Genomic DNA, 17,998 nt, shown 5'->3' on the forward strand with positions numbered 1-17,998 from the left:
CTACGGCTTCTTGCCGTCGGGCGGCGGCGCTTGGCTCGGCCCCTTGTCGAAGATGCCGAACAGGTTGCGCAAAAAGCCGGGCGCCAGAGCGGCCAGCGGATTGACGCTGACATTCGGATCGCTGGCCGGTCCCTTCAGGGAATAGGTGAAGGCGAAGATGCCGCCGCCCTTCTCGCCGCCCGAGAAGATGTTGCCGACCAAAGGAATATTGCCCAAAAGACTGTTGACCGCATAGGCGGGCACCAGCGTGCCTTCAAGATCGAACACGTCCTTGGACATATCGATGTTGCCCTTGGCGGTGACGCCGATGGCCGCCCCTGAAGCGCGGGCCTCGCTTAAGTACAAGGAACCGCGCGACAAAACGAACGGCGCTTCCAGCCGCGCAAAACCAATGCCCTGGCCTCTCAGCGCATCGACGATGCCGGTAATGCCCGCCACCGTAAGGATGCGGGCCAGGACCGGAGCGCGCACGACATCGAAATCTTGCATCCTGGCCACCCCTTCCAGGGGCGTTTCCGGCTTGGTGTCGTCGTAGACGCCGCTGATTTCCAGCTTGCCGTTTTTCACATTGTCCAGAATGCCCAAGCCCGAGATGGCGGCACCTGCGTCCGACGAGACGGCGAACAAGCGCCTGCGATTCTGCCCTTCCGGCGTTATGGACAGGCGAAACGGCTTGCCCGCCGTCAAACCTTCAGCGGTCAAGTTGCGCCACAAGCCGTCCGTGCGCGTCATCGACACCTGGGCATTGTCCAGCCCGCCGTCCTCGTTGATCCAAAGCCGCTTCAAATTGGCCTGGACCGACATCGGCGGCGCTTTGCGGTCGGGAGGCGCTCCGTCATCGTCCAAAAGCAGGCTGGCATCCAGCGATTCGCCACGCGCTTCGACCTGAACGCGCCCGTTGGCCTCCATCGACAGGCTGCCTTCGGCCTCGGTGCGACCGGCATGCAGGCGGCTGAAACCAACGCGCTTCAAGGCGCCGCCTTCGGAGACGAACTGAACGGACCCCGACATGTTGATCTTATCGCCGGTCACCTGAATGCGCGGCACCGCCGTCAATCCCTTGCGCCCAAAGGTCAGCAGCACGTCGGCGGCCGCCTTTTCGCCGACCGCCTTGACATGGCCTGCCGGAATCAGATTAAGCCTAGTCCCCGTTAGGTCGGCCTTGATCTGCGCCTCGCCCTTGCCGCCGCTTTGCAAGGTCGCCAGGGCGTCGATTCCCACAGGTCCATCCATCCAGTCGGAAGTGAAGGGCGGCATCGTCAGACCCAGGGCCTCGCGGCCCGCCTGATCGGCGATTCCCTTCAACCGGTAACGGCTGCGGAAAGCGGCGCCCTTGCTGAAATTCTCGCGCCACTCCAGATCGGCCGCCATGCCCGCCAGCCGAACCCTGCCCGTCAGATCGAGGCCTTTGGTGTCCACCTTCAGGTCGGCCGAGCCGCCGGTGATGTCCAGGCCCATCAGAACCTTGGGCATCGTCAAATTCTCGATCCGCGCCTTGGCGTCGACTTGAACCATGTCGAAGGTCAGGGCCTTCAGCAGCGGAATGAATATGTGCAACTGCACGCCCGCCTCGCCGCTGGCCTGGGCGGGGTCGATCCCCAGCGCGCTGGCGAAACCCAGAGGCTTGCCTTCGATCAGCTTCAGCGCGTCGGTCAAGGGGCCGTCAATCTCCAGCTTGACGTCCAGGAACTGATCTTCGGCGTCAAGTCCGGTGAAATCCAAGCGCCCGCTTTTCAGCTTCAGTCCATAGACGTAGCCGTCCTTCAGGTCGAGATGGAACGAATTGGGCGAGAAGCTCATGCGGGCGACGACGTTCTCGGCCTTGGTCATCGGCGCCAGATAATCGACCAGCACCCCTTCCACATCGCCGCCGCCGGAAAAGGACGTCAGCTTGAAGCCGCTTTGCTCGCTGCCCTGCAAGGTGAAGCGTGCCGTCGTGTCCTTGGCCATGCCCTTGCTTAGATTGGCCATGATCCAGTCGCGCGCGTTGTCGGCCAGGCCGGCTGGCCAGAATTCCCGCAGCCGGTCGGTCGGCATGTCGCGCACATTGGCCTCGCCCTGGATGATCATCTCGCCGCCCAATCCGTCGACGACGCCGCCCAGGGTTGCGGTTGGGCCGCCCAGATTGAGCGCCAGTTCGTCCAGCTTGAAGCGCCGCCCGCCTTGCGTGACATTGCCTTTCAAATTCAGGGACTGAACCGGAATCTCGCCCGACAGCGGCTTGGGCAGAACGAATTTTCCCTCGCCGCCTGTCATGTCAAAATCGATGCGGGACAAAAGGCCCTGGTTGGTGTCGATCTGGCTTTTGACCTGTCCGGCCAGCGGCAAATCGATGGCGGTCAGCAACGACAGCTCGGGCATCAGATGCGCCAGTTGCGCGGGCGCCAGGGCGGCGAAACCGAATCCCAGTTCCAACTGGCCCGTTTCCTTCTCGAACCCCAGCCCCAGATCCAACCTTGTAGTGCCGGACTCGAACAAAATGGCGGCCTCGCCCTTGCCGGTCAGCCCCTTGTCGTCGCGCATGACCAACAGATCGACTTCGGGCGCATGCCAGACGGCGTTGTTCTGCTTGTCGATCAAGGTCAGGTCGGCTTGGCGAATGACGACGCTGGTCAGCATGCCGAAGGTTCTGTCCGGACTGAGCGGAGCCATCAGCTCGTCCATCAGCGTATCGATCAAGGCGCCTTGCGCGGGAAGCTGCTCGCCCAATTCCGGGCCGATGTCTTGTTCTTGCCCGGCGAAGCTCAGGTCCAGCTTGCCGTCCTTGTCCCTGGTCAGGCGCAGCTCGGGACGCAGGATCGATACGCGACGTAGCCCCAGCACGCCCCGCACCATCGCCTTCGGGCTTAAAGTGATGCCAATTTCCGGGATGTTCGCCAACGCTTGGCCGCTGGCCCCGATCAGGCGCACACCCTTGGCCCGGATATCGAGAAGCCGGTTCTCGTCCAGGGCCAGAACGGTATCGTCAAGCTGAACGGCGTAGCTGCCGTCTTTGGCCGAAAATGCGTCTTCGACATAGGGCGTCAGGAAGGCCACGCTGATCGGGCCTTTGCTCAGATTCCAGACGAACAGGGGCAACGCGATCAGGGCCAAAAGGGCCATGGCCCCGATACCCTGGAACATTCCTCGCACCGTGCGGTGAATCACGCCGGCCTTGCCTCCCTGTTGCTTGACCTTTCGGCTGGCTGGGCGCAGTGTGAGCGAAAATCAGCCGTTTGAAAATGCCGCATTTCTCTTTTTTACCCGATCTTGATAAACTTCCCGCCCAGGGGCCGCAAGATAGGCTAAATCTTGGGTTCGAGCGCTGGGCGGAAGCGGCGCAGGATTCGCCATCGCCCCAGTTGCAAACCTTCATGACGGAACTGGCGAAAGATGCCAAAGGGCAAGCCCTGCTGGCGGCCCTGTTTGGCCATTCGCCCTTTCTAACCCAGGCAGCCTTAAGAGAAGCTGAACATATTCAGGCCTTTGCCGAGTTGGGTCCCGACCAGGCCTGGCAGACATTCTGGACGGGACTGTCCCAGGAACTGGCAGGCCTGAACGAGCAGAACAGCCTGATGGCCGCCCTCAGGCGGGCCAAGCGCCGGGCCGCCCTGCTGATCGCCCTGGCCGACATTTCCCAGGCTTGGTCCTTGCAACAGGTCACCAGGGCGCTTTCGGATTTGGCTGGCCTGGCCGTCGATGCGTCCCTGTCCTTCCTGCTGCGCCAGGCCAATGTGGCGGGCGACCTGCATCTGCCCTGTCCAGACGACCCGTTGAAGGGATCGGGGGTCATCGTCATCGGCATGGGCAAACTGGGGGCCTGGGAACTCAACTATTCCAGCGATATCGACCTGATCGTGCTGTACGACGCCGCCTGCCACCCAGAGGCCGGGGACGGGCTGGGAGCGATCATGGTCCGCCTGACCCGTCAACTGGTCCGCATGCTGGAAGAGCGCACCGGCGATGGCTACGTTTTTCGCACCGATCTGCGGTTGCGCCCCGACCCCGGCTCGACGCCGCTGGCCCTGTCGCTGACCGCCGCCGAGACCTATTACGAGGCCTTCGGACAGAACTGGGAACGCGCCGCCATGATCAAGGCCCGGGCGGTGGGCGGCGACAAGGTGGCGGGCAACCAGTTTCTCAACTTCCTGCGTCCTTTCATCTGGCGCAAAAATCTCGATTTCGCGGCGATCCAGGATATTCATTCCATCAAGCGCCAGATCAACGCGCATCGGGGCCATGAATCGATCGCCATCGAGGGCCACAACATCAAGCTGGGCCGCGGCGGCATCCGCGAGATCGAGTTTTTCGCACAGACCCAGCAATTGATCTGGGGCGGGCGCAATCCGGCGCTTAGGCTTTCGGGTACGCTGGAGTCGCTGGAAGCCCTGGTGCAAGCCGGTCAGGTCGAGGCAAGGGCAGCGCAGGACATGGAAGCGGCCTATGTTTTCCTGCGCACGCTGGAACACCGGCTGCAAATGATCGACGACCGTCAGACCCAGACCTTGCCCACGGACCCGGCTGGAATCGACGGGCTGGGCAAGTTCATGGGCTATGGCGAGGCGGCGCGGTTCAGAAGCGATCTGGTGGCGCATCTGCGCAATGTAGAGCAGCATTACGCCCGCCTGTTCGAAGAGGCGCCGGACCTGGGGGCCAGCGAGGGCAGCCTGATCTTCACCGGCTCGGAGAACGATCCCGAAACCCTGGCCACTCTGTCGCGCATGGGCTTTGACAATGCCGAGGCGGTCTGTTCGACCATCCGGGGCTGGCATCACGGGCGCATTCGCTGCACCCGTTCGGCGCGCGCCCGCGAACTTTTGACCGAGCTGACGCCAGCCCTTCTGTCGGCGCTGGCCAGAACCGCGCAGCCCGACAACGCCTTCGTGAAACTCGACGATTTCCTGGCCCGCCTGCCTGCGGGCGTTCAACTCTTTTCGATGATGACGGCCAATCCGCATCTGCTGGAATTGCTGGCCGTCATTCTAGGCGACGCGCCCAGGCTGGCCGGACATCTTAGCCGCCACCCCGCCCTGCTCGACGCCGTTCTCAGTCAGGACTTCTTCGATCCGCTGGCCCCCGTCTGCGAGTTGAAGGCGGAATTGGACCGTCTTCTGGCCAGCGCGCTGTCCTTTGAGGAGACGTTGGATCTGGCCAGGCGCTGGGCCAGCGACCAGAAATTCCGCATCGGCGTGCAGATGTTGAAATCGACGCTCAGCCCAGAAACGGCGGGTGCCGCCTATGCCGCCGTCGCCGAAACGACGATCAGCGTCCTGCTGCCCCATATCGAGGCCGATCAGGAACGGGTGCATGGACGCATTCCCAACGCGCGTCTGGCCGTGCTGGCCATGGGCAAGCTGGGCGGGCGCGAAATGACCGCCACCTCCGATCTCGATCTGATCTTGATCTATGACGCGCCACCCGATTGCGAAGGCTCCGACGGGCCGCGCCCCATGACGACGCCCAGCTACTATGCGCGCCTCACGCAGCGTCTGGTCAATGCCCTGACCGCGCAAGGCGCGGGCGGCAGCCTTTATGAAGTGGATATGCGCCTGCGCCCGTCGGGGCGCGCCGGTCCGTTGGCGGCCAGCCTCGATTCCTTCAAGCGCTATCACGCCGAAGCGGCCTGGACCTGGGAATACCAAGCGCTGACGCGCGCGCGCGCCGTGGCGGGGCCTGCAAAACTGTGTCAACAAATCGCCGACGTCATTCTTGACGCCCTGACCGCCAAGCGCGATCCGGCCAAGCTGAAATTCGACGTGGCCGACATGCGCCAGCGCATCAATAAGGAGCATAAGGGCGCGTCGCCCTGGGACATAAAATATCGGCCCGGCGGTCTGATCGATATCGAATTCATCGCCCAGTATCTTCAACTGCGCGAAGCCCACGACCATCCCGACGTGCTGGCTTTTGCCAGCAAGGACGCTTTGACCCGTCTGAAGGACTGCGGCTGTCTTGACGCCGATGCGCATGCGGCGCTGGCGCACGGCCTGCACCTATGGACCGCCCTGCAAGGCGTGTTGCGCCTGACCCTGGACTCCGGCTTTTCGGAAGACGCCGCCCCCGAAGGCGTCAAGTCTTTGATGATCCAGGCAGCGGGAGCTGTTGACTTCGAGGACCTCAAGCACCAGATGAGCCAGGCGGGCACTGAGGTGCGCGCCCTCTTCGACCAGATCATCGGAACCCCCCAGTCATGACGATTGAAACCGGCCTGCCCGCCCCTGATTTCCTGCTGCCCGACGATCAGGGCAGCATGCTGTCGCTGCAACAGTTCCGCGGCAAGCCGCTGGTTTTGTACTTCTACCCCAAGGACGACACGCCGGGTTGCACCAAACAAGCCTGCGCCTTTCAAGATGCGATGCCCGAGTTTGCTGGCATGGGCGCCATGGTGGTCGGCGTATCGCGCGATTCGGCCGACCGTCACATGAAATTCAAGGCCAAGTACGGCCTGGCCTTTCCCTTGATCGTCGATGGCGAGGCCAAACTGTGCCAAGCCTATGGCGTATGGAAGGAAAAAATCTTGTACGGCAGGAGCAAGATGGGCATCGAACGTTCGACTTTCCTGATCGACGCCCAGGGCGTGCTGCGTCACATCTGGCGCAAGGTGAAGGTGGACGGACACGCCGAGGAAGTTTTGAAGGCGCTGGCGAAATTATAACCCAATCACTTGCCCCCTCTCTTCCGACCCCCTATGATGACTTTCGGGGAACGAATCTCATTGGGGACATCATGAGCGAGAGCGGACAAATCGAACTGCTGGAACAGGGCCTTGAGGCCGAGTTCCTGGAAGAGGTGCGCGACGTGGTGGCGGCGCTGGACGTGCTGCTGGGCAATTTAAGGTCGCGCTCGGTCAAGGCGGGCGAGGCCTTGGACCGCATCGGTCGCGACATGCTGACCGTCGCCACGCGCGGCCGTTCCATCGATCAGACCCTGATCACCGTGGTGGCGCATCGCATGGGCGAATATGCCGCCGATTTGAAGGAACCGTCCGATTCCGACATCGACGACATGGGCCATTTCCTGGAAGCCTTGCGCAAGATCGCCGAGGCTCCCGCCAGTTTCGGCGGCGAGGCGGGCGCCAAGCTGGTTCGCGACCTGCCCGGACGGCGACAAGCGGGCGGCTTCGACCCCAAAGACGTCAAGATCACCAATGTCGAGATTTTGCTGGTGGTGCCGGAAAAGGCGATGAGCCGCATCATCGAGCGCGAATTGGCCGCTTGCGGCTACCGCGTTTCGAACGCCAGAACGCCTTTCCAAGCCATCGAGACGGCGGTGGTCACGCGCCCCGACATGGTGATCGCCTCGGCGGTGCTGGACGGCCTTTCGGGAATCGATCTGGCTTGCGCGCTCAGCGCCATGCCCAGCACAAACAAATTGCCGGTGGCGATCCTGACCAGCTTTTCCGCCGGTCATCCCTCGCTGGAAGGCCTGCCGAACGCCGTGCCCTTGATCCGCAAGGGTTCCACCTTCGGCGACGATCTGGCCGAGGCCTTCTCGAAACTCAACATCACGTGAATTGTCTGGCCCAAAGGGCGGTCGAGATTCTGTCAGCGCCGATGGCTGCGGACAAGTCCGGGCTGACCCGCAAGCTGGCCGATGAATGGAAACAAGGCCTGATCGGCGACGTTGGACAAGCGACGGCGCCCGAACGGCCGGCCAGGTCCGCCGCACCGCTTCTGATGCCGCCATCGGCCATGCCCAGGCGCTCGAAGGACGGGGTAAAGGGTCGCACCGCCCTGTTGCACGCCCTGGCCCATATCGAATTGAACGCCATCGATCTGGCTTGGGACATCATCGCCCGCTTTACGACCTGGAATCTGCCCCGCCCCTTCTACGACGACTGGGTCCAAGTGGCGCTGGACGAAGCCGACCATTTTGATGCCCTGGAAGACTTGCTGGGCAAGCTGGGGGCCAGCTATGGCGATCTGCCCGCGCATGACGGACTTTGGCAGGCGGCGGTGAAAACCAGCCACGATCTGATGGACCGACTGGCCCTGGTGCCGATGACGCTGGAGGCAAGAGGGCTGGATACCACCCCCGCCAGCATGCGAAATCTTGAACGCCATGGGCATGGCGACGCCGTGCCGGTTTTGCAAAAGATTCTGGAAGACGAAATCGCCCATGTGGCGGCGGGAACCAGATGGTTCGCCTATCTGTGCGGCTTGCAGGGTTTGGACCCGGCCGCCACCTACCGCAGCCGACTGGCGCCATATTTTCCGCAAGGACCCAAGCCGCCCTTCAACCACGCGGCGCGTCTGAAGGCCGGACAAACGCCCGACTTTTACGACTGGACGGCCCGCTTTACTTGACGTCGTTGCTGTGAAAGAAGGGCGTGTATTTGCGGTCGGTCCCCTGGATGTGCTTGACCAGCCAGTTCTTCAGGAAGTTCATCACTTCCATGCTGAGCGAAGCGGTCAGATCCTGGTGGAACTTGGTCTGCACCTCGATGACCTGACGGGTCAGGTCGTCGTGCTCGCGCTTGTGGCTGGCGAATTCCTGATAGCCGAATTTCGCCATCGCCTCTTCTTCGCGCGCGAAGTGCGTTTTCGTGTAAGCGACCAACTCGTCCAGGATGGGTCCCAGAACATCCTTGGCCTTGCCGGCCTGCATGCCGTCGAACAAGCTGTTCAGCATGTCGACCAGCTTTTTGTGGTCGCTATCGAATTGCTCGATACCGACGCTCATTCGGTCGTTCCATTGCATTAAAGGCATACCGAAACCACTCCCTCAGGGCCGAAAAATCGGCCCAGTCCCTTTGAATGGTCGGTACATTAACCTTGGTCAATGTTGATCGGAAGTGAAAAGTTGTTCACACGAACAATTCAGCCCGGACTGGTCTCTTGAACCAATCCAGGCCGTTGCCTAACACCCCGTTTTACTTCACTTCGACGCAAGAAGGTTGCGTCCCCCCAAGGACACGGCGCCATTTTGAACGGCTCGAAGTGTTCACAGGCTAGTACCCCCATATTGCATAGGGATAAATGACTTGTGAACTCGCTGTGAACGGTGCTAAATAATAAAAAATACCAAAGCGGGAGTTTGCCTTGAGCGCCGGTCACCTTCTAGTCGTCGAAGACGACGAGTTCGTTCAAACCCTTCTGGCCGCCTATCTTGAGAAGGAAGGCTTCAAGGTCATGCGCGCCATGAATGGGCGCGAGATGCTGTGCTTGCTGTCGCAAGAGCGCATCGATCTGATCTTGTTGGACCTGACGTTGCCCGACGAGGATGGACTGACCCTGGCTCGCCAGGTGCGCGCGCGTTCGACCATTCCCATCATCGTGCTGACCGCCAGAACCGAACGCCATGACCGGCTGGCAGCACTCGAGATCGGCGCCGACGATTACATGGTGAAACCCTTCGATCCGCAGGAACTGTGCCTGCGCGTGCGCAATCTTCTGGCGCGCACGGGCAATGGCGATTATACGGCCCAACACGCCAACCATCGCGGGCGCGAATCGATCAGCTTCGACGGTTTCACGCTTGATATGGCGGGCCACGCCCTGCTTGATCAGGAAGGCGAGCAGATTCAGCTTTCGCCCGCCGAATTCAATCTGTTGTCGGCGTTGGCCAATGCGCCGGGGCGCGTGCTGTCCAGAGGTCAATTGCTGGATGCGGTCAGCCGCAATGACGATGCGCCGTCCGAACGCCTGATCGACGTTCTGATCAGCCGCCTGCGCCGCAAACTGGGGCAGCCGCAACTGATCGTCACGGCCCCCGGCCTGGGCTATCGTTTCAACGGCAAGACGACCTGATTTTAGACGATCTTCTTATTTTGAAGATCGCGGATTTCCGTTTCGTTCAGCCCGAATTCCCGCAGCAATTCTTCTGTGTGCTGGCCTAAAACGGGCGGCGCTTGCCGATAGCTGGGCGGCGTGGCGCTCATCTTGATCGGATTGGCGACCAGCGCTATCGGTTCCTGCGCCAGGGGATGCGCCATTTCACAGACCATCCGGCGGTGCTTGACCTGCGCATCTTCGAACACTTGATCGATGCGATTTACCGGCCCGGCGGGAACGCCAGCGCTCTCCAAGGCCGCCAGCCAATCGGCTTGGCTGCGCTCTGGCATGATGTCCTCGATCATCGCGATCAGGCGGGCGCGATTCGTCACCCGCTGGCGATTGGTGGCGAAGGCGGGATCGTCGGCCCATTCGGGTCTGCCTGCGATCCCTGCGAATTTGGCGAACTGTCCGTCATTGCCCACCGCCAGAATCAGATGGCCGTCGGCAACCTTGAACACCTGGTAGGGCACGATGGTGGGGTGCCCATTGCCCAACCTGGGCGGCGGACTGCCCGAGGTCAGATAATGCTGGGCCTGATAGGACAGCCAAGCCACCTGGCAATCCAGCAGCGAGATGTCGATCTGCTGTCCTTGTCCACTGCGGGCTTGGTGGCGAAGTGCGGCCAGAATGGCCACCGCCGCATACATGCCCGCCATCAGGTCGGAAATCGCTACCGCCGTCTTCATGGGCTGGCCGTCGATTTCGCCGGTCAGGCTCATGATGCCGCCCATGCCCTGGGCCAGATAATCATAGCCCGGCCTTTGCGCATAAGGCCCGTCCTGTCCGAATCCGGTGATGGAACAATAGACGAGGCCTGGAAATTCGTCTTTCAGGCTGGGCCAGTCAAGGCCATAGCGGGCCAGATCGCCCGCCTTGAAATTCTCGCACAAGACATCGCAATCCTTCAGCAGGCGCCGAATCAGGGCTTGGCCTTCCGGCTTGGCGATATCCACCGCCAGTGACCGTTTGTTGCGATTTGCCGCCAGATAATAGGCGCTTTCCGTGCTGTCATGCCCCGCCCTGTCCTTTAGGTAGGGCGGCCCCCATTTGCGCGTGTCGTCGCCCGCACCCGGCCGCTCGACCTTGATGACGTCGGCGCCCAGATCGCCCAGCAACTGCGTGCAAGACGGCCCCGCCAGCACGCGAGACAAGTCGAGAATGCGCACGCCGGACAGAGAACCAGGAGGAAGCATCATGGCGTAAATCCAAACAAGATCAGAAGAACCGGCATCGATCCCATGGCCAGCAAGGTCTGCACGCTGATGATGCTGGCCATCAGCCCGGCATCGCCGCCCATCTGGCGCGCCAAAACATAGGAGGTGGCCGAGCAGGGCAGCGTCGCATAGAGAAAGCCCGCCGCCAAGGCGTCGGCGCCCACTTCGAAGAATTTCAGCAGACCCAGGGTGATCAAAGGCAGGGCCAGCATTTTCAGCAGGCTGCTGATGAAAACCGGCGGCCCCGCCTTCGGAAGCGCCAGAACGTCGATCCCCGCCCCCACCGCCAGCAAGCCCAGCGGCAGCGAGGCGCTGGCCAGAATGTCGAAGAAGCGAAGCGAAAAGGCGGGCAAAGGCATTTGTAGGTAATTGAGCGCCAAGCCCAGCAGGCAGGCATTGATCAGCGGATTGGCGATCACCGGCTTTAGCGCAGGCAACAGGCCCTTTGGCCGATCACCTTGGCCGAAAGCCAACATGACCGTAACCGACAGAAAATTGACCAGCGGCACAACGACGCCAACGCAAACCGAGGTCAGCGCCATTCCTTTGGGGCCGTACAAGGCGGCGGCGGCGGCCAGGCCGACATAGGTGTTGGGGCGGATCGTTCCTTGAAACAGCGATGTGAAGGCCGGTCGATCCTTGATCAGCGCCAGCGCCCCCATTGCCAGCCCGGCCACGATCAGCACGCCCAGTCCCATCGACAGGGCCATGACCCCGGTGCCGGAATCGCTTAAGGGAACGCGCAGGCAATTGACGAACAGCAGGGCTGGGAAAAAGACGAAATAGGTCAGTTTCTCCAGCGGCGGCCAGAAGGCTTCGGGCAGGAAGCGCCAGCGCCGAAAGCCATAGCCCAGCGCAATCAACAGGAAAACGGGAATGAGAGCGGAAAGAATGGTTGTCATGCAAGGGACTTAAGCGGTTTTCCAGGACCACGGCAAGTTCCGGCTTGTGGCTGGGGCGGGCTTGATAAATCGGCCAGTTAGATTTTTCATATTTAATAAATCGATTTTACAAATTTTCTCGTGGATTCTAACCTAGCCCTATGACCGGAAAGCCGGTTCAGCCGACAGGAGGCCCGCATGGACATCGCCAAAACCGCCACTTTCGCAGTCGTGCATTTCTGCGTCGCCTTCGCGGTCGGCTATGCGCTGACCGGCAGCATTGCCATAGGCGGCTTGATCGCCCTGGTCGAACCCATGGTCAACACGGTGGCTTTCTATATGCACGAAAAGGCTTGGAAATTGGTGCCTATCGGCGCGACAACGAATCCAGAGCGCCTTGCAAAATCCACACGGCGGCCAGCTTGTCTTTCAGCCCCGCCCGCTTCTTGCGGCTGATATCGGCCTCATTGATCATCATGCGCTCGACGGCGCTGGTGGACAGGCGCTCGTCCCAAAAGGCGATGGGCAGGTCCTGCAATTCCATCAGATTGGCGGCGAACTGGCGCACCGACTGGCATCTAGGCCCCTCGCCGCCGTCCATTTCCACCGGCAGGCCGATGACCAATCCGCCAACGCCTTGCTTATCCACTGCTTCCAGCAATTTCTTGGCGTCGGGGGTGAATTTGACGCGCATGATCGTCTCGAAGGGCGAGGCCACCATCAGCAGCACGTCCGACAGCGCCAGCCCCAGGGTTTTCGTGCCGTGATCCAGCCCCATCAGGCGTTGGCCCGGGCTGATCGAGGACTTTAGTTCGGCAAGGTTGCAGATGGGCATGGCGAGTGTTAGGTTTCGGCTCTTTTTCGATACATCCCAAGGACGTTAGCCGATGTCGCTCGACAAAGCCACGGTCCAGAAAATCGCCTATCTGGCCCGCATCGAAGTTAGGGAAGACGAGTTGGAACCGCTGGCCAAGGAGCTGTCGGGCATTTTGCACTGGGTCGAGCAATTGGCCGAGGTCGATACCGACGGCGTGCCCCCCATGACCAGCGTCTCGGCTGAAATGGCGCTGCCGATGCGCGCCGATGTGGTGACCGATGGCGGCTATGCCGACAAGGTGTTGCTGAACGGACCCGAGACCACCAACGGATTTTTCCTGGTTCCCAAGGTGGTGGAGTAGATCATGAGCGATTTGACGCATCTGACCATCGCCGAGGCCGAGGCGGGCCTGGACAAGGGCAACTTCACCTCGGTCGAGCTGACCAAGGCCCATCTGGACGCCATGTCCAAGCGCAAGGACCTCAACGCCTACATCACCGAAACGCCCGATCAGGCGCTGCGCATGGCAGCCGATTCTGACAAGCGCCGGGCCAGCAAGCAGGCGGGCCTGCTGGAAGGCATTCCGCTGGCCATCAAGGATCTGTTCTGCACCGAGGGCGTTCAAACCACCGCCGGTTCGCATATCCTGGAAGGTTTCAAGCCGCCTTATGAATCCACCGTCACCACGAATTTGTGGAAACAGGGCGCGGTGATGTTGGGCAAGGCGAATTTGGACGAGTTCGCCATGGGTTCGTCGAACATGACCAGCCATTACGGCGCCGTGAAGAATCCTTGGAAGCGTTCGGGGGATGCGAAGGATCTGGTACCCGGCGGCTCGTCGGGCGGTTCCGCCGCCGCTGTCGCCGCCTGCATCGCCATGGGGGCGACCGGCACCGACACGGGCGGTTCCATTCGCCAGCCCGCCGCCTTCTGCGGCATCGTCGGCATCAAGCCCACCTATGGTCGCTGCTCGCGCTTTGGCATCGTCGCCTTCGCCAGTTCCTTGGATCAGGCGGGACCGATGACCCGCACGGTGAAAGACGCCGCCATCATGCTCAAAGCGATGGCCGGACACGATCCCAAGGATTCGACCTCGACCCCCGGTCCGACGCCCGATTTCACCAAGGCGGTCGGCCAGTCGATCAAGGGGCTGCGCGTCGGCGTGCCCGTCGAATACAAGCCCGACGGCCTGTCTTCGGAAATCATGGCCGCTTGGGACAAGGGCTTGGCTTGGCTGAAAGAGGCGGGCGCCGAAGTGGTGGAAGTCAGCCTGCCGCACACGAAATATGCGCTGGCCACCTATTACATCGTCGCTCCCGCCGAGGCCTCGTCCAATTTGGCGCGCTACGATGGCGTGCGCTTCGGGCTGCGCGTGCCGGGCAATTCCTTGGACGAGATGTATATGAAAACCCGCGCCGAAGGTTTTGGCCGAGAAGTGCGCAGGCGCATCCTGATCGGCACCTATGTGCTGTCGGCGGGCTATTACGACGCCTATTACGCCAAGGCGCAGAAGCTGCGCACGCTGATCGCCAACGATTTCAAGCAGGCCTTCCAGAAAGCCGACGTGCTCTTGACGCCGACCGCCCCCACGCCCGCCTTCGCCATCGGCGAGAATCTGGACGACCCGATCACCATGTATCTGAACGACGTCTTCACCATTCCCACTTCGCTGGCTGGCCTGCCGGGGCTTTCGCTGCCCGTCGGCCTGTCGGCGGATGGCTTGCCGCTGGGCCTGCAACTGATCGGGCGTCCATTCGACGAGGAAACGGTGTTCAAGACGGCTGCCGTGATGGAACAGGCGGCATCGTTCAAGCGTTGGGAGGCTTGCTGACATGGCCTATCTGATCGAGGGTGAGACCGGTCCCTGGGAAATCGTGGTCGGCCTTGAGGTCCACGCCCAGGTGGTTTCCAACGCCAAATTGTTTTCGGGCGCCGCCACCGCTTTCGGCGCCGACCCCAACAGCCAGGTCAGCTTCGTCGATGCGGCACTCCCCGGCATGCTGCCGGTGATCAATGAAATGTGCGTCGAGCAGGCGGTGCGAACCGGCCTGGGCCTGAAGGCCAAGATCAATCTGGAAAGCGTGTTTGCCCGTAAGAACTATTTCTATGCCGATCTGCCGCAGGGCTATCAGATCAGCCAGTATGAAAAGCCCTTGGTCGGCGAGGGCCAGGTGATCGTCGATCTGCCTGACGGGCGCTCGACCGTGGTCGGCATCGAGCGGCTGCATGTCGAGCAGGACGCGGGCAAGTCGATGCACGATCAGCATCCATCCAAGTCCTGCATCGATTTGAACCGCTCGGGCGTTGCGCTGATGGAGATCGTCTCCAAGCCCGATATCCGCTCGCCCGACGAGGCCGGGGCTTACTTGCGCAAGCTGCGCTCGATCCTGCGCTATCTGGGCACCTGCGACGGCAATATGGAGGAAGGCTCGATGCGGGCCGACGTGAATGTGTCGGTGCGTAAGAGCGGCGAGGCCTATCGCACGCGCTGCGAAATCAAGAACGTCAATTCCGTGCGCTTCGTCATGCAGTCGATCGAGGTCGAGGCCAAGCGCCAAATCGACGTCTATGAATCGGGCGGCACGGTCGATCAGGAAACCCGCCTGTTCGATCCCGGCAAGGGCGAGACGCGCTCGATGCGTTCCAAGGAACACGCCCACGATTACCGCTATTTCCCCGATCCCGACCTTTTGCCCTTGAAGCTGAAGCCCGACTTCGTGGCCCGCATCAAGGACACGCTGCCCGAACTGCCCGACGAAAAGAAGGACCGTTTCGTGCGCGACTATGGGCTATCGCCCTATGACGCGGGCGTGCTGGTGGTGGATCGCGCTTCCGCCGACTTCTTCGAGACCGTCGCCAAGGGCAGGGATTCAAAACTGGCCGCCAACTGGGTGATGGGCGATTTCTTCGGCGCTCTCAACAGCACCGGCAAGACCATCGAAACCAGCCCGGTTTCGGCCAAGAATCTGGGCGAGCTGATCGACCTGATTTCAGACGGCACTTTGTCGGGCCGCCTGGCCAAGGACGTTTTCGCCCTAATGGTGGAAACCAGCAAGGCTCCATCGGTGCTGGTGGAAGAAAAGGGCTTGAAGCAGGTCACCGATACCGGCGCCATCGAAGCCGTGATCGATCAGGTGATGGCCGCCAATGCCGACAAGGTGGCCGAATATCGGTCGGGCAAGGATAAGCTGTTCGGCTTCTTCGTCGGCCAGGTAATGAAGGCCAGCCAGGGCAAGGCCAATCCCGGTGTGGTCAATGATCTGTTGAAATCGAAGTTGGCGGGATAGGAGCGACACCCCCCATGAACGACAACCAACCGCCCCAGCTGGTTTCCTATCCGCTGGCCCAGGATTCGGCCAGACACATCGCCAACATCCTGGCGCATGCCGACGGCAAGCGCACGCTAGAGCGGCTGTTGAGCGAACTGGCCTTGCTGCCCGCCTATGAGGTGGCGGCGCAAGAGAACGGCATGATGTCCTTGTCGCGCCTGGGTGGCGAAGGCACGCTGCTCTTGATTCCCACCGCGTCCTTCATTCCCATGATGGCGGATACGATTTTGCGCTTCATGCTGCCCAAGGCCCTGCATGGCGCCCTGACCCCCGACCTTGGCGAAAGCGACATCGCCGACCTGCTAGCGGGCGGCGAGGCGTAGAGGCTCGCAGCGGCTGACGGCGCGCGGGTTCTTACCCCACCTTCACCAAATTCCGTCCGGCGTCCTTGGCGGCGTACAGGGCGTGGTCGGCGCGGCTTAGCAAGGCGTCGTGCGTATCGCCCGGACGGTACTGAGCCAAACCGAAGCTGGCCGACGTCTTGATGACCTTGTCTTGATAGACGATGCTGGCGTCAGCGATGGCCAGACGCATCTTTTCGGCCAGATGCAGCGCATCGGCTTCGTTGCACTTGTTCAAGAGGACGATATATTCCTCGCCGCCCCAGCGGCATACGATGTCCGAAGCGCGCAAATTGGCCTTGGCGATCTCGCCAACCTGGGCGATGACGTAATCGCCCGCCAGATGCCCATAGCGGTCGTTGACCATCTTGAAATTGTCGATGTCGAACAGCACCAGCGACATGGTTTCGCCGGAACGCTGGGCATCCTTCATGGCCTGGGCCATCAAAAGATCGTAGGCTTGGCGATTGGCCAGCCCGGTCAGCTTGTCGGTGGTCGCCATCAATTCCAGACGCCTTTGATAGGAATTCACCGTGTAGGTGGCGGCGGCCAGAATCAGCAGGCTGACCAGAAAGCTGATCGCCAGATTGGTGTACAGGGTCTGGCGGATTTTGATCAAGGCCTCGTCTTCGGCCTTTTCGACCACCAGGAACCATTTCAGGTCGGGGATGTAGCGCACATTGGCCAGATGGGTGTGGCCCTTGTAGTCGTACTGATAGTCGCCGGTCTTGCCCCCCAGCATTTCGGCGGCGAAATCCTTCATGCCCTCGCGGACCTGGATGCTGGCTTCCGAGACGCCGCTGTCGTTGCCCGAAAAAATGATCTTGCCGGCATGATCGACGAAATAGACGATGCGGCCGTATTTCTTCTGGTAATCGTTGATCAGCTGCTGCACGGCCGAAACGGTCAGCCCCACGCCGGCGACGCCGATGTAATTGCTGTTGTAGTCCTGAACCCGGTAATTGATGAAGATGGTCATGGCGTCGTTGTGGGCCATGTCGGGATCAACATTGATCTCGTAAGGCTCGGCCATCTTGCGCACCCGGAAATACCAGACGTCGCGGGGTTCGTTTTCCTGGATCAGCTTCAAGATGCCGTCGGCGTGGTAATAGACCCTTGTGTGTTCGGAAATGAAGAAGGCGGTGAAGGCGCCGTAGCGCGACTTGATCTCGTTGAGATAGCGGGTGATGGAATCGACGTCCCGCTCGCCGTTCAGCACCCAATCGCGCAGGAAGGTGTCGTTGGCCATCATCGACGAGACGAAAATGGGCCGGATCAGGTCGTGCTGGATTTCCGAATAGATGTTGTCGCTGGTCAGCGGCAATTCGGTCGCTACGATGGCGTCATGCATCGAGGAGCGGGCGACGATGTAGCCCAGCAGGCTGGTGGCCAGAAAACCGGAAATCAGCAGAGCGCCCAGCAGGGCGATCAGGCGGCGTTTATCCACAACTTCGCCGACTCGAAGCGATTTCAGCACCCTTGACTTCCTTCCGCCATCTTGCCCAGTCAGGCGCCACCCCTCGCCATCCGCCTGATAAGCTAGGATATTTACGCCGTCGGGGCAAGAAGATTGCCCGATCTTGGAGCGCCGGTTGTCACCACCTGCTTTGCTTGCTATATCAATAGCCTTGAAGCCGGGTCGACTTCCTCGCCCCGGCATA

The 17,998-nt window shown here is 61.3% G+C and carries 16 protein-coding genes; 10 read left to right on the plus strand and 6 right to left on the minus strand.

Annotation, left to right across the window (positions count from 1 at the left end; genetic code table 11):
* Window positions 1-3,147 (minus strand): DUF3971 domain-containing protein, encoded by a 3,147-nt coding sequence (locus HQL44_11815; protein MBF0269266.1) that lies wholly within the window; start codon window positions 3,145-3,147, stop codon window positions 1-3.
* 74 nt (window positions 3,148-3,221) lie between these two features.
* Between HQL44_11815 and HQL44_11820 the strand changes: the two genes are divergently transcribed.
* From HQL44_11820 to HQL44_11835, 4 genes are all read left to right on the plus strand, one after another.
* The gene (locus HQL44_11820) at window positions 3,222-6,173 is read left to right on the plus strand and encodes a bifunctional [glutamine synthetase] adenylyltransferase/[glutamine synthetase]-adenylyl-L-tyrosine phosphorylase (GenBank protein ID MBF0269267.1); all 2,952 of its coding nucleotides are present in this window, start codon (window positions 3,222-3,224) and stop codon (window positions 6,171-6,173) included.
* Window positions 6,170-6,634 (plus strand): thioredoxin-dependent thiol peroxidase, encoded by a 465-nt coding sequence (bcp, locus tag HQL44_11825; GenBank protein MBF0269268.1) that lies wholly within the window; start codon window positions 6,170-6,172, stop codon window positions 6,632-6,634. The genes HQL44_11820 and bcp overlap by 4 nt, the downstream gene beginning before the upstream one ends.
* A 71-nt stretch (window positions 6,635-6,705) precedes the next feature.
* Window positions 6,706-7,491, plus strand: a complete 786-nt coding sequence (locus HQL44_11830; protein ID MBF0269269.1) for a response regulator — start codon at window positions 6,706-6,708, stop codon at window positions 7,489-7,491.
* A gap of 41 nt (window positions 7,492-7,532) precedes the next feature.
* A complete protein-coding gene (locus tag HQL44_11835; protein MBF0269270.1) occupies window positions 7,533-8,285 on the plus strand; it encodes a ferritin-like domain-containing protein in 753 nt (250 codons plus the stop codon).
* Here HQL44_11835 and HQL44_11840 read toward each other — a convergent pair.
* Complete coding sequence (locus HQL44_11840) at window positions 8,278-8,688, minus strand: hemerythrin family protein (protein ID MBF0269271.1); 411 nt, start codon at window positions 8,686-8,688, stop codon at window positions 8,278-8,280. The genes HQL44_11835 and HQL44_11840 overlap by 8 nt on opposite strands.
* Before the next feature lie 332 nt (window positions 8,689-9,020).
* Between HQL44_11840 and HQL44_11845 the strand changes: the two genes are divergently transcribed.
* Window positions 9,021-9,728 carry a response regulator transcription factor gene (locus HQL44_11845; protein MBF0269272.1) on the plus strand — a complete coding sequence of 236 codons (708 nt, stop codon included), beginning with the start codon at window positions 9,021-9,023 and terminating at the stop codon, window positions 9,726-9,728.
* Window positions 9,729-9,730: 2 nt separating this feature from the next.
* Here the strand turns inward: HQL44_11845 and HQL44_11850 are convergent, their stop codons facing one another.
* Complete coding sequence (locus tag HQL44_11850) at window positions 9,731-10,948, minus strand: CoA transferase (protein MBF0269273.1); 1,218 nt, start codon at window positions 10,946-10,948, stop codon at window positions 9,731-9,733.
* Window positions 10,948-11,871: an AEC family transporter gene (locus HQL44_11855; GenBank protein ID MBF0269274.1), complete on the minus strand. Its 924-nt coding sequence runs from the start codon at window positions 11,869-11,871 to the stop codon at window positions 10,948-10,950. The genes HQL44_11850 and HQL44_11855 overlap by 1 nt, the downstream gene beginning before the upstream one ends.
* Before the next feature lie 183 nt (window positions 11,872-12,054).
* Here HQL44_11855 and HQL44_11860 point away from each other — a divergent pair, with 183 nt between their 5' ends.
* Entirely contained in the window at window positions 12,055-12,306 is a 252-nt protein-coding gene (locus HQL44_11860) for a DUF2061 domain-containing protein (protein ID MBF0269275.1), read from the plus strand.
* On the opposite strand, the gene ruvX is transcribed toward HQL44_11860, so the two are convergent.
* Complete coding sequence (gene ruvX, locus HQL44_11865; GenBank protein MBF0269276.1) at window positions 12,218-12,685, minus strand: Holliday junction resolvase RuvX; 468 nt, start codon at window positions 12,683-12,685, stop codon at window positions 12,218-12,220. The two genes, HQL44_11860 and ruvX, sit on opposite strands and share 89 nt — an antisense overlap.
* Before the next feature lie 52 nt (window positions 12,686-12,737).
* Here ruvX and gatC point away from each other — a divergent pair, with 52 nt between their 5' ends.
* Genes gatC through HQL44_11885 form a run of 4 tightly spaced genes read left to right on the plus strand, consistent with a single transcriptional unit; the run spans window position 12,738 to window position 16,319 of the window.
* On the plus strand, window positions 12,738-13,028 hold the full coding sequence (gene gatC, locus HQL44_11870; GenBank protein MBF0269277.1) for an Asp-tRNA(Asn)/Glu-tRNA(Gln) amidotransferase subunit GatC: 291 nt from the start codon (window positions 12,738-12,740) through the stop codon (window positions 13,026-13,028).
* 3 nt (window positions 13,029-13,031) lie between these two features.
* Window positions 13,032-14,498 carry an Asp-tRNA(Asn)/Glu-tRNA(Gln) amidotransferase subunit GatA gene (gene gatA, locus HQL44_11875; protein ID MBF0269278.1) on the plus strand — a complete coding sequence of 489 codons (1,467 nt, stop codon included), beginning with the start codon at window positions 13,032-13,034 and terminating at the stop codon, window positions 14,496-14,498.
* Window position 14,499: 1 nt separating this feature from the next.
* Complete coding sequence (gene gatB / locus HQL44_11880) at window positions 14,500-15,954, plus strand: Asp-tRNA(Asn)/Glu-tRNA(Gln) amidotransferase subunit GatB (GenBank protein MBF0269279.1); 1,455 nt, start codon at window positions 14,500-14,502, stop codon at window positions 15,952-15,954.
* 14 nt (window positions 15,955-15,968) lie between these two features.
* Window positions 15,969-16,319 (plus strand): hypothetical protein, encoded by a 351-nt coding sequence (locus tag HQL44_11885; protein ID MBF0269280.1) that lies wholly within the window; start codon window positions 15,969-15,971, stop codon window positions 16,317-16,319.
* Window positions 16,320-16,350: 31 nt separating this feature from the next.
* Here HQL44_11885 and HQL44_11890 read toward each other — a convergent pair whose 3' ends face one another.
* Window positions 16,351-17,997 (minus strand): GGDEF domain-containing protein, encoded by a 1,647-nt coding sequence (locus HQL44_11890; GenBank protein ID MBF0269281.1) that lies wholly within the window; start codon window positions 17,995-17,997, stop codon window positions 16,351-16,353.
* Window position 17,998: the final 1 nt, after the last annotated feature.

It is taken from the genome of Alphaproteobacteria bacterium (genome assembly GCA_015231795.1).
GTDB lineage: Bacteria > Pseudomonadota > Alphaproteobacteria > Rhodospirillales > WMHbin7 > WMHbin7.